An 11,969-nucleotide genomic window follows, 5' to 3' on the forward strand; every position below is an offset into this window, starting at 1 on the left:
GCCCGTCACCGGCCGGCATGCCCCTCCCACCAGCGCAGCACGCGCAACGCCCGCAGCGTGATCCAGCGCGAGGGTTTTCCCACCTCTTCCATCTCGAACCACACCGGCCCTTTCAGCTGCCAGTCGAGCGGCCAGGTCCCGTCCTCCGATTGCCGGGAACGCAGATGGCCGATGGCTTCGCCAAGCCGGGGATCCGGTGGTGTGCCGGTCGCCAGCGAGGCGGCGCGGAAATAGTCGAGCCCGCGCAGGACATCGTAGCGCCAGCGGTTCGGGTGCAGGAACGTCAGATAGCGCTCGTCGGCCGGCGCGTCGCTGCTCAAACGGCGAAAGAGACCACGTTTCAGGAGATACTCCTCGCCGCCCGCCCGCGCCGCGCGCGTTTCCGGCGTCGCCCCCACGGCGGTCTCGTATTCCAGAAGTCCTTCCAGCACATTGATCGTCGAATGGAAGGAAGAGCGGTGAGACCCGTTGCAGCGCTCGCAGTTCCAGCCGCCGTCGGGCTGCCGCTCGCCAAGCAGGCGCGCAACGATCGGCGAGACATCGACGCCGAAATAGGCCCCGGCGATCACCGTGCGCCCGTTGATGCACTCCTCCACCTCGCCATCCCAATAGGGCTGGCCATCATGGTCCCAACGGGAATTCCGCCCGATTAGATCGACCGTCCGCCGTGCCCGTGCGCTCGATGGATCGAGGCCGAAATCATGGAGCTGCTGGAGCGAGAAGCAGGTGGCGGTCCAGGCCTGGCCGAGTTCGCGCCATTTCTCTTCCGTGTAGTCCGCCGGCATGAAAGCGCCGCCGGCCCATTGCCCGTCGGCATCCTGATGGGAGAGAAGCCTTGCTCCCCAGCCTTCGGTCTCCACCCTGGCACGTTCGGCCCGCCATTCCGCCTCCGGCGCATCGATGAGATCGCGCATGACCTGCCAGCGGATCGCGGGATCCGAAGCAAGGAGCCAGTCGATGACGGAACCGGTGCGCGCCATGAGACAAGCCTACCAGCCCGGCCTGCGCATGGCTATTGCGGCGTTGCCGGCAATTGCCAGTCGATCGGCTTGCGGCCGTGCTTTTCGAGAAAGGCGTTCGCCTTGGAAAAGGGCCGCGAGCCGAAGAAGCCGTTATGGGCGGAAAGCGGCGAGGGATGGGCCGAGCGCAGCACGAGATGGCGGTCCCGATCGACGAAGGCCGCCTTCTTCTGCGCATAGGAGCCCCAGAGGATGAAGACGACGGGCTTTTCCTGCTCGTTGACGGCGCGGATGACCGCGTCGGTGAACCGCTCCCAGCCGCGGCCCTGGTGCGAGGCGGCGCGCCCCATCTCCACCGTCAGCACGCTGTTCAAAAGCAGGACGCCCTGCTTGGCCCAATGCTCGAGGAAACCGTGGCGGACCGGCGGGATGCCGAGATCGTCCTGCATTTCCTTGTAGATGTTGACCAGCGACGGCGGGATGCGCACGCCGGGCTGCACGGAAAAGCAGAGCCCGTGCGCCTGGCCCTCGCCGTGATAGGGATCCTGCCCGAGGATGACGACGCGCACCTCCTCGAGCGGCGTCAGGTCGAGGGCACGGAAATATTCCGAGCCCTTCGGGAAGATACGCCGCCCCGCCTGCTTCTGCTCCAGGAGGAAGGCCTTGAGGTCGGCCATGTAGGGGCTGGAGAATTCCGCCGCCAGCGGCGCCTTCCAGCTTTCCCCGACCTTCACTTCGCCCGCTGCCATCGCCCGCTCCCGTGTTTTCCTTCGAGAAGACGCAGTTTAGCGCCTGACAGCGGCAAGAACCGGCGGCAAGGCCGCTCATCCACAGCTAATCTTGCCCGACGCCGAGCACCGTCATCAGGTTCTTCATGCGCGCAGCGGCAAGGTCCGGCCTGTCGAGCACGTTGGCCCGGTCGGCGAGGCGGAAGACCTCGGCATAGTGCAGGAGGCCGCGGGCCGACTGCATGCCGGCCGGCATGGTGAAATGATCCTGGTGGCCGTTGAGCCAGGCGAGGAAGACGACACCCGCCTTGTAATATTGCGTCGGCGCCTCGAAGATCTTGCGCGAAAGCGGCACCGTCGGCTCGATGACGGCCCGGAAGGTGGCGGCATCGCCGGCCGCAAGCGCCGCCAACGCCTTGGAGGCCTGCGGGGCCACCGCATCGAAGATGCCGAGCAGGGCGTGGCTGTACTTCTGCCCGTCACCCTCGATCAGCTCGGCATAGTTGAAGTCGTCGCCCGTGAAGCAGAGCACGCCCTCCGGCAGCCGGTTGCGCAACGCCACCTCACAGGCATTGTCGAGCAGCGAGATCTTGATGCCCTCGACCTTCCCGCGGTTCTCCGCGATGATCGACAGGACCGTCTCCAGTGCAGGCGCGAAATCCCTGGAGCCCCAGTAGCCCGCAAGCTGCGGGTCGAACATGTCGCCCAGCCAGTGCAGCACGACCCTGTCCTTCGCCTGGCCGAGGATGCGGCCATAGACCTTGCGGTAATCGTCCGGCGAGGCCGCCAGGCGGGCGAGCGCCCGGCTCGCCATCATGATGGCCCGTCCACCGTGTTTCTCGACGAAACCGACCTGCTCCTCATAGGCCCGGATCACGTCGTCAAGCGAACGCGCATCGGCGGGGTTGAGATGGTCCGTGCCCGCGCCGCAGGCGAGATCGGCGCCCGGCACGGTCTTCGCCTCGGCCAGCGAGCGGCGGATCAACTCCTGGGCGCCGGCCCAGTCGAGCCCCATGCCGCGCTGCGCCGTGTCCATCGCCTCGGCGATGCGGAAGCCGAGCGACCAGAGATGATGGCGGAACGCCATCGTGCGTTCCCAGTCGATGGCCGGCGCCTCCCAGGGTCGCGCGTCGCGACGCGGATCGGAAACCACATGGGCCGCCGCATAGGCGATGCGGTTGAAGACAGGCGCGACGGTGGGGCGCTCAAGCGGCCTCCCGACAAGATCGTAGCGGGCAAGGCCGCCATCCGGCTGCGGCAGGGTAAGGCTGATCGGCATGAAATCCTCCCGGTTTTTTCAGGGCAATAATTTAGATCGTTCCAAATTTCAAGGGAGATTTTGAAGGCGACATTCGGGATCGCATAGCCGCTATTCACCGGAACGGGATGGGAAACCATTCGCCCCGCCCTCCTCCGCCATCCTCGGCCTTGAGCCGAGAATCCGCGGAATCCAGCGTGATGCACGCCGTTTGGATGGTTAGGCCAAGCCCGACCATGACGAAAAGAGAGGGCGTACCGTGAAGCAGAGAAACGCGAAAGGCCGCCGAGCGGCCGAACTCCATCAACTCGCCAAATATCTCTTGACAGATTTGGAACGATCCAATTATTTAGCTCCAGCAAGCGCCGGAACGAACGCCGCGCAGGGAGGAAGACCGTGAACAAGAGCCGGGTGACCGTCGTCGATATTGCGCGCGCCGCCGGCGTGTCGAAGTCGACCGTCTCGCTCGTGCTGCAGGCAAGCCCCCTGGTGAACGAGGCGACCCGCGCCAAAGTGAACGCCGTCATCCGCGAACTCGGCTATGTCTACAATCGCGGTGCGGCGAACCTGCGCCAGTCCGCCTCCTCGCGGATCATCGGCATCATCGTCAACGACCTTACCAACTCCTTCTTCGCCGAGCTTGCCGTCGGCATGGACATGGTCATGCAGTCGGCCGGCTACGTGCAGTTCCTGTCGAACTCCGCCGAAAGCGTCGACCGCCAGCGCGAGGTCATCGCCTCCATGCGCGAGCACGGCATTGCCGGCCTCATCCTGTCGCCCGCCCGCGGCACGGAGGCGGGCGACCTGAAGCCGCTCGCCGCCAGCGGCATCCCGGTCGTCGCCGTGGTGCGCAATGTCGTCGGCGCCAAGGTCTCGACGCTGTTCTCCGACAATTATGCCGGCGCGAAGGATGCCGTGCGGCACCTCGTCTCGCTCGGCCACACCCGCATCGCCTTCCTCGGCGGCATCGCCAATACCACGGTCTTCACCGAACGCGTCGAAGGCTGGCGGGATGCGCTTTCGGAAGCGGGGCTTGCGGCGCCGGACCGGCTCGTCATCGGCACGGCGGCTTCGCGCGCCGGCGGCGTTGCCGCCATCGAGCGTGCGCTGCTTCTGCCCGAGGCGCCGACCGCCGCGCTCTGCTTCAACGACGCCGCCGCCTTCGGCGTGTGCGACGGCCTGCGCGCCGCCGGCAAGGAGCCGGGCCGCGACTTCGCCGTGGTGGGTTTCGACGACGTGATCGAGGCCGAAACCGCCGTGCCGGCGCTGACGACGGTCTCCGTCGACCCGCAAGGCATGGGCCGGCGCGCGGCGCAACTCTTGCTGAAACAGATCAATGCCGGCCGGGTGGAGCCCGAGACCATCGTCAGCTCCGTGCGCCTCGTCGTGCGCCAGAGCTGCGGTGCCGGCCAGACGGACAGGACGAGGAGGATTTCCGCATGACAAACTGGGGTTTGATCGGCGCAAGCACGATCGCGAAGGAATGGGTGATCGGCGCGATCCGTGCGACGGGCGGCGAGGTCGTTTCCGTGATGAGCACGAGCGCCGAGCGCGGCCGCGCCTATGCGGGCGAACAGCGCATCGCAAAGTCGGTCACGGCGCTTGCCGATCTGCTCGACGACCCCAAGATCGACGCCGTCTACATCTCGACGACGAACGAGCTGCACCGCGACCAGGCCCTCGCCGCGGCGAAGGCGGGCAAGCATATCCTGTGCGAAAAGCCGCTTGCCCTTTCGCTCGACGATGCCCGCGCCATGATCGCGGCGGCAGAGGCGGCCGGCGTCGTGCTGGCGACGAACCACCACCTGCGCAACGCCGCGACGCACCGGGCAATGCGCGAGGCCATCAAGGCCGGACGCATCGGCAGGCCGCTGTCGGCCCGTGTCTTCCACGCGGTCTACCTGCCGCCGCATCTGCAGGGCTGGCGGCTCGACAAGCCGGAGGCCGGCGGCGGCGTCATCCTCGACATCACCGTGCACGATGCCGACACGCTGCGTTTCGTCCTCGACGACGATCCGGTGGAGGCTATCGCCTTCTCGCAGGCCGGCGGCATGGGCAAGGCCGGGCTGGAGGATGCAGTGATGGGCGTGTTGCGCTTCGGCTCCGGCACAATCGCGCAGTTCCACGACGGCTTCACCACGAAATTCGCCGAAACCGGCCTCGAAGTCCATGGCACGGAGGGCTCCCTCATCGGCCGCAATGTCATGACGCAGCGCCCCACCGGCACGGTGACGCTCCGGGATGCCGATGGCGAGCACGAGCTGCCGCTCGACCATCGCAACCTCTACGAGACCACCCTTGCCGCCTTCCACGCCGCCATCGCCGGCAAGGGAACGCCCTCCGCCACCGGCGAGGACGGCGTCTGGTCGCTGGCGACGGGCCTTGCCGTCGTCGAGGCGGCGCGCACAGGCCATGCGGTCCGCATCGAACCGGGACTGCGAGCCCCATGAGCAAGCACATCACCCCGCGCGAGGCGGCAGGCCTGATCCCCGACGGCGCCGTCGTCTCGGTCTCCTCCTCCTCCGGCCTCGGCTGCCCGGACCTGATGCTGAAGGCGATCGGCGAACGTTTCGACGAGACGGGCCATCCGAAGAACCTGACGACGCTGCACCCCATCGCCGCCGGCGACATGAGCGGCATCAAGGGTGTCGACCACATCGCGAAAAAGGGCCTGCTGAAGAAAATCATCGGCGGCTCGTATCCGTCCGGACCCTCGTCTTCCGAACCGCCGCTGATCTGGCAGATGATCGGCAAGGATGAGGTGGCCGCCTACAACATCCCCTCCGGCATCCTCTTCGACATGCACCGCGAGGCCGCCGCAAAGCGCCCCGGCGTCATCACCAAGGTCGGCCTTGAAACTTTTGTCGACCCAAGCCGCGAAGGCTGCGCGATGAACGCCTCCGCCGCAAACGAGCCGGTGGTCGAAAAAATCACCTTCGCCGGCGAGGAATGGCTCTACTTCAAGGCGATCGCGCCTCACGTGGCGATCATCCGCGCCACCACCGCCGACGAGCGCGGCAACCTCACCTATGAGCACGAGGGCGCCACCCTCGGCGGGCTCGACCAGGCGCTCGCCGCCCGCAACAATGGCGGCATCGTCATCGCACAGGTCAAGCGCATCACCAAGGACGGCTCGCTGAAACCGCACGACGTGCGCGTGCCCGGCGTGCTGGTGGATTACATCGTGGTCGATCCGGACCAGAAGCAGACGACGCAGACGCTCTACGACCCCGCCATTTCAGGCGAGATCTTCCGTCCGCTCGACAGTTTCCGCGTGCCGGAATTTAACATCCAGAAGGTTATTGCCCGCCGCGTGGCAGAGGAGCTGGAGACCGGCAGCGCCGTCAATCTCGGCTTCGGCATCTCCGCCAACGTGCCGCGCATCCTGCTGGAAGAAGGCCTGCACGGCGCCGTCACCTGGGTGATCGAGCAGGGCGCCGTCGGCGGCGTGCCGCTGCTCGACTTCGCCTTCGGCTGCGCCTCGAACGCCGATGCCTTCATGCCCTCGCCCTACCAGTTCACCTATTTCCAGGGTGCGGGCTTCGATGCCTCGCTGCTCTCCTTCCTGGAAATCGGCAGGGACGGCTCGGTGAACGTCTCGAAACTCTCCTTCCGTCCGCATGTGACGGCGGGGGCCGGCGGCTTCGTCGACATCACGGCGCGGGCGAAGAAGATCGTCTTCTCCGGCATGTTCAACGCCGGCGCCAGGCTTGCCATCGCGGATGGAAAGCTCGTCATCGAGAAGGAAGGCAAGCTGAAGAAGCTGGTCAATGCCGTCGAGCATGTCACCTTTTCCGGCCCGCGCGGCGTCGCGCAGGGGCAGGACATCACCTATGTCACCGAGCGCTGTGTCATGAAGCTGACGCCCGACGGTATCGTGCTCACCGAGATCGCGCCCGGCGCCGATCTCAAGACGCATATCCTCGACCAGTCGGAATTCGCGCTGATCGTTTCGCCCGACCTCAAGGTGATGGACGCAAAGCTCTTCACCGATGCGCCGATCGGCCTCACGCTGCCCGAAAAGGCGCCGCGCACGCTGGCAGGGGCCGCCCATGGCTGAGCCGCGCATCCGCATCGATATCGAAGGCTCTCTCGCGACGATCACCGTCGCGCGGCCGGAAAAGCTGAACGCTTTCGACATCGACATGCTGAAGGAGCTTTCGGCGGCCTGCGACACGGTCGAGGCGAATGCCGCAGTGCGTGTCGCCATCCTCACCGGCGAGGGCAAGGCCTTCTCCGCCGGCGGCGATATCCGCGCCTGGGCCGGCATGGAGCCGAACGAATTCGGCCATGCCTGGGTGCGCTTCGGCCACCGCGTCTTCGAACGGCTGGCGACGCTGCGCATGCCGCTGATTGCCGCTATCAACGGCCATGCGCTCGGCGGCGGGCTGGAACTGGCGGCGGCGGCGGATATCCGCATCGCGGAGGCCCAGGTGAAGATCGGTCTGCCGGAGGCCGGCCTCGGCATGGTGCCCGGCTGGTCCGGCACGCAACGGCTGGTGAAGCGTTTCGGCGCACAGGTGGTGCGCCGCATGCTGCTCGGCGGCGAGGTGCTGACGGCGGCGGAAGCCGCGATGCTCGGCATCGTCGATCAGGTGGTGGAAACCGGGACAGCCGTGCAGGCGGCCAAGACCTATGCCGCGCGCATCGCGGCCCGCGGGCCGGCGGCAACGGAAATTTCCAAGCTGATGATCGCGGTGGCGAACGGCGAGGACAATGGCGCGGCGGTGGAGACGCTCGGCTCGATCCTCGTCGCCAAGACCGGGGACCTCAAGGAAGGCGTCGCTGCCTTCACGGGCAAGCGCCCCGCTGATTTCAAAGGAGAATGGTGATGACCGCGCATGTGAAACCCAAGGCGCTGGAAAACTTCAAGGCACGCGATTTCCGCATGCTGATCGACGGCACGTGGACGGAGGGTGCCGGCCAGCCGATCGAGCGCATCGCGCCCGGCCACGGCATCGTCGTCAGCCGCTATCCGGCCGGCAGCAAAGCCGATGCCGAACGCGCCATCGCCGCCGCGCGCAAGGCCTTCGACGACGGACCATGGCCGTCCATGACCGGCGCCGAGCGTTCCAACATCCTCCTGAAGGCCGCCGACCTCATTGCCGCCCGCGCGGACGAGCTCGCCTTCCTCGACTGCATCGAAAGCGGCAAGCCGATCAGCCAGGCCAAGGGCGAACTCGGCGGCGCGGTCGACATCTGGCGCTACGCCGCGGCGCTCGCCCGCGATCTTCACGGCGAAAGCTACAACACGCTCGGCGACGGCACGCTCGGCGTCGTGCTGCGCGAGGCGATCGGCGTCGTGTCGATCATCACGCCGTGGAATTTCCCCTTCCTGATCGTAAGCCAGAAATTACCTTTTGCGCTCGCCGCCGGCTGCACGACGGTGGTCAAGCCGTCCGAGCTCACCTCGGGTTCGACGCTCGTCCTCGGGGAGATCCTTATCGAGGCCGGCGTGCCCGCAGGCGTCGTCAACATCGTCACCGGCACCGGCCCGGAGGTCGGCGCGCCGATGACGACGCACCCGGATGTCGACATGGTCTCCTTCACGGGCTCGACCGGCGTCGGCCGCCTGACCATGGCCAATGCGGCGCAGACGTTGAAGAAGGTGTCCCTCGAACTCGGCGGCAAGAACCCGCAAATCGTCTTCCCCGACGCCGATCTCGACGCCTTCATCGACGCCGCCGTCTTCGGCGCCTATTTCAATGCCGGTGAATGCTGCAATGCCGGCTCGCGGCTGATCCTGCACACGTCGATTGCGGCCGACGTGACGGCCCGCATCGCGGACCTGGCGAAGAAGGTGAAGGTCGGCGATCCGCTCGATCCGACGACACAGGTCGGCGCGATCATCACGCCGCAGCACCTCGCAAAGATCGGTGCCTATGTCGATGGTGCCGCCAAGGCCGGCGCTTCGGTGGCGCTTGGCGGCGCCGCGCTCGATCTCGGCCTCGGCCAGTTCATGGCCCCGACCATCCTTTCGGGCGTTCAGCCCGACATGGCCGTCGCCCGCGAGGAAGTCTTCGGCCCAGTGCTTTCGGTCCTGACCTTCGAGACGACGGAAGAGGCGATCCGCATCGCCAATGCCATCGATTACGGCCTTTCGGCCGGCGTCTGGAGCCGGGACTTCGACACCTGCCTCACCATCGGCCGCAAGGTGCGTGCCGGCACGATCTGGATGAACACCTTCATGGACGGCGCTTCGGAGCTGCCCTTCGGCGGTTATCGCCAGTCCGGCCTCGGCCGAGAGCTCGGCCGCCATGCGGTGGAGGATTATACGGAGACCAAGACGCTCAACATGCATATCGGCACGCGCACCGGCTGGTGGATGCCGCGATGAGCCACGCTTTCCCGACAACCATCGCTGGGACCGGCGCTGCCGCCCGCTCAGGGCGTCGGGAAGCTGAGTTGCGGGCTCTGCAGGATGGTGAGATCCTCGATGGGCTCGCCGCCGATGCGCTTCAGCAGCAGCCGGCCCATCGCCTCGCCGGCCGCCGTCAGATCCTCGTAGATCGTCTCGACCTTCGGCTGGATCTGGCTGAGCAGCCGCGACGTCTGCTTGGCGACGATGTCGTATTCGCCGCCGAGCGAAAGGCCCCGATCGCTCATGCCGGTGATCGTGGCGAGCGCCGAGACTTCGCCGGGACAGGCGAAACCGTCGGGCGGATCGGGCTCGGCGCTGCGGCGGCGAACATAGTCGCGGATCATGTCGGCGGGGCTGTCGAGATCGAGCGCCTCGGGAATCTCGTAGGCGGCGCCGGCCTCGCGCACGGCGGTCATGAAACCGTGCAGCATGTGCTGGTAGAAGGTGAGGCGCCGGGGCGGCAGGATGATCGTCACCTTGCGCCGGCCCTTGACGATCAGCCGTCTGGTGGCCGCATAGGCGAAGGCGAAATTGTCGTAGTCGACGAAGGCGTGCGGGATGGAGAATTCCGTGCGGCCGTGGGTGACGAAGGGAAAGCCGTTTTCCAGCAGCAGCCGCACGCGTGGATCGAAGGGTTCCGTGCGCGAGAAAATGAGGCCGTCGGCCATGCCGTTGCGGATGATGTAGTTGACGGCATCGACATTGCTGCCGTCAAGGAAATTCGGCGTGACGATGAGGTGGTAGGCGGTGCCCTGAAGGGCGCGCGCCAGGCCATGCATGATGGACGTGCCGAAGCCCAGGATCTCCTCGTGCGGATCGAGCAGGACGGACACGACATTGGTGCGGCCGGTCTTGAGGCGCTGGGCGGCACGGTCCGGCAGGTAGCCGATCTCGGCGGCGACCTCGTGCACGCGCCGGCGCGTCGTCTCGGAAATCTGCGGCGCGTTGCCGAGCGCGCGGGAGACCGTGGTGATCGCAAGGCCGGTGATTTCCGCAATCGTCTTCAGCGTCGGCTTGCCGGTTCGAAGCGCGTTGCGGGCGGGGTCACTGTCGGCGGGCTTTTCGATGCGGGACACGGGTGCGGTTCTTCGGATGGCGGCAGGCGATATGCGGCACCATACCGGCGAGCCCCGCCTTCGGCAATCTTGCGCCGCACAGAATTTAAAACGATTTCAGTGCGCTGCACAACGCCGCGCGAGCTGTGCCGATCACCCGGATTTCCGGAATTTACTGCATTTGCAAAAGCATGCCCGAGGATGGATGGCATGTGCTTGACTCCGCAAATTTACAACGTTTTAAATTGGCTCGGCGCTTTGAGCCGCAGATGAACCATCGGCGGGAGGAGGCTCTCGCCCTTCGAACTTGCAAACGGGAGGAATACGATGCGCAAGTTTCTGACGACCACCGCGATCGCCGCGGTGATGATGACGATGGGCGGCCTGTCCGCCAAGGCCGCGGAAGGCGTGGAAGTCCTGCACTGGTGGACCTCGGGCGGTGAAGCCGCCGCGCTCGACGTGCTCAAAAAGGACCTCGAATCCAAGGGCATTTCCTGGACCGACATGCCGGTCGCCGGCGGCGGCGGCACGGAAGCCATGACGGTGCTGCGCGCCCGCGTCACGGCCGGCAACGCACCGACCGCCGTGCAGATGCTCGGCTTCGACATTCTCGACTGGGCCAAAGAAGGCGCGCTCGGCAATCTCGACGAGATCGCCGCCAAGGAAGGCTGGGACACGGTGATCCCGACCGCCCTGCAGCAATTCTCCAAGTATGACGGCCACTGGATCGCCGCGCCCGTCAACGTGCACTCGACGAACTGGGTGTGGGTCAACAAGGCCGCGCTCGACGCTGCCGGCGGCAAGGAGCCGGCGAACTGGGACGAACTGGTCGCCCTGCTCGACAAGTTCAAGGAACAGGGCATCACGCCGGTCGCCCATGGCGGCCAGCCGTGGCAGGATGCGACGATCTTCGACGCGGTCGTGCTCTCCTTCGGCAACGATTTCTACAAGAAGGCCTTCATCGACCTCGATCCGGAAACGCTGGGCAGCGCCCAGATGAAGGAAGCCTTCGACCGCATGACGAAGCTGCGCTCCTACGTGGACGACAACTTCTCCGGCCGTGACTGGAACCTGGCTTCCGCCATGGTCATCGAGGGCAAGGCCGGCGTGCAGTTCATGGGCGACTGGGCGAAGGGCGAATTCATCAAGGCCGGCAAGAAGCCCGGCACGGACTTCGTCTGCATGCGCTTCCCGGGCACGCAGGGCTCCGTCACCTTCAACTCCGACCAGTTCGCGATGTTCAAGGTGGCCGAGGACAAAGTCCCGGCGCAGCTGACCATGGCGTCGGCCATCGAGAGCCCGACCTTCCAGTCGGCCTTCAACGTGGTCAAGGGCTCGGCCCCGGCCCGCACGGACGTTCCGGACACGGACTTCGACGATTGCGGCAAGAAGGCGATCAAGGACCTGGCGGAAGCCAACACCAACGGCTCGCTCTTCGGCTCCATGGCCCACGGCCACGCCAACCCGGCTTCGGTCAAGAACGCGATCTACGACGTCGTGACCCGGCAGTTCAACGGCGAGCTTTCCTCCGAGGAAGCCGTCGAGGAGCTGAAGGCTGCCGTCGAGGCCGCGAAGTAAGCGAACGACGCTGCCCCTCACCCCGGCCCT

The 11,969-nt window shown here is 66.3% G+C and carries 10 protein-coding genes; 6 read left to right on the forward strand and 4 right to left on the reverse strand.

Features of this window, described 5'->3' with window-relative positions; translation table 11 throughout:
• Positions 1 to 5: 5 nt before the first annotated feature.
• The 3 genes from WMC41_RS17340 to WMC41_RS17350 all read right to left on the reverse strand — a co-directional run bounded on the left by WMC41_RS17340 (position 6) and on the right by WMC41_RS17350 (position 2,966).
• Positions 6 to 980, reverse strand: coding sequence for a squalene cyclase (locus WMC41_RS17340; RefSeq protein WP_432345119.1), 975 nt, complete (start codon positions 978 to 980; stop codon positions 6 to 8).
• 32 nt (positions 981 to 1,012) lie between these two features.
• Entirely contained in the window at positions 1,013 to 1,708 is a 696-nt protein-coding gene (gene ung / locus WMC41_RS17345) for a uracil-DNA glycosylase (RefSeq protein ID WP_432345121.1), read from the reverse strand.
• A gap of 85 nt (positions 1,709 to 1,793) precedes the next feature.
• Positions 1,794 to 2,966: a dihydrodipicolinate synthase family protein gene (locus WMC41_RS17350; RefSeq protein WP_432345124.1), complete on the reverse strand. Its 1,173-nt coding sequence runs from the start codon at positions 2,964 to 2,966 to the stop codon at positions 1,794 to 1,796.
• Positions 2,967 to 3,341: 375 nt separating this feature from the next.
• Here WMC41_RS17350 and WMC41_RS17355 point away from each other — a divergent pair, with 375 nt between their 5' ends.
• Genes WMC41_RS17355 through WMC41_RS17375 form a run of 5 tightly spaced genes read left to right on the forward strand, consistent with a single transcriptional unit; the run spans position 3,342 to position 9,282 of the window.
• A complete protein-coding gene (locus WMC41_RS17355; protein ID WP_244768186.1) occupies positions 3,342 to 4,388 on the forward strand; it encodes a LacI family DNA-binding transcriptional regulator in 1,047 nt (348 codons plus the stop codon).
• Positions 4,385 to 5,395, forward strand: a complete 1,011-nt coding sequence (locus WMC41_RS17360; RefSeq protein ID WP_432345127.1) for a Gfo/Idh/MocA family protein — start codon at positions 4,385 to 4,387, stop codon at positions 5,393 to 5,395. Before WMC41_RS17355 ends, WMC41_RS17360 begins: the two co-directional genes overlap by 4 nt.
• Positions 5,392 to 7,005, forward strand: coding sequence for an acyl CoA:acetate/3-ketoacid CoA transferase (locus WMC41_RS17365; RefSeq protein WP_432345129.1), 1,614 nt, complete (start codon positions 5,392 to 5,394; stop codon positions 7,003 to 7,005). Before WMC41_RS17360 ends, WMC41_RS17365 begins: the two co-directional genes overlap by 4 nt.
• Positions 6,998 to 7,777: an enoyl-CoA hydratase/isomerase family protein gene (locus WMC41_RS17370; protein ID WP_432345131.1), complete on the forward strand. Its 780-nt coding sequence runs from the start codon at positions 6,998 to 7,000 to the stop codon at positions 7,775 to 7,777. The genes WMC41_RS17365 and WMC41_RS17370 overlap by 8 nt, the downstream gene beginning before the upstream one ends.
• Complete coding sequence (locus tag WMC41_RS17375) at positions 7,777 to 9,282, forward strand: aldehyde dehydrogenase family protein (RefSeq protein WP_288079736.1); 1,506 nt, start codon at positions 7,777 to 7,779, stop codon at positions 9,280 to 9,282. The genes WMC41_RS17370 and WMC41_RS17375 overlap by 1 nt, the downstream gene beginning before the upstream one ends.
• A 47-nt stretch (positions 9,283 to 9,329) precedes the next feature.
• Here WMC41_RS17375 and WMC41_RS17380 read toward each other — a convergent pair whose 3' ends face one another.
• Positions 9,330 to 10,382, reverse strand: coding sequence for a LacI family transcriptional regulator (locus tag WMC41_RS17380; RefSeq protein WP_244768181.1), 1,053 nt, complete (start codon positions 10,380 to 10,382; stop codon positions 9,330 to 9,332).
• A 345-nt stretch (positions 10,383 to 10,727) separates the two neighbouring features.
• Between WMC41_RS17380 and WMC41_RS17385 the strand changes: the two genes are divergently transcribed.
• The gene (locus WMC41_RS17385) at positions 10,728 to 11,939 is read left to right on the forward strand and encodes an ABC transporter substrate-binding protein (RefSeq protein WP_244768492.1); all 1,212 of its coding nucleotides are present in this window, start codon (positions 10,728 to 10,730) and stop codon (positions 11,937 to 11,939) included.
• The last annotated feature ends 30 nt before the right edge of the window (positions 11,940 to 11,969 follow it).

Origin of the sequence: Shinella yambaruensis, from assembly GCF_050859155.1 — a bacterium.
Classification (GTDB): domain Bacteria; phylum Pseudomonadota; class Alphaproteobacteria; order Rhizobiales; family Rhizobiaceae; genus Shinella; species Shinella yambaruensis.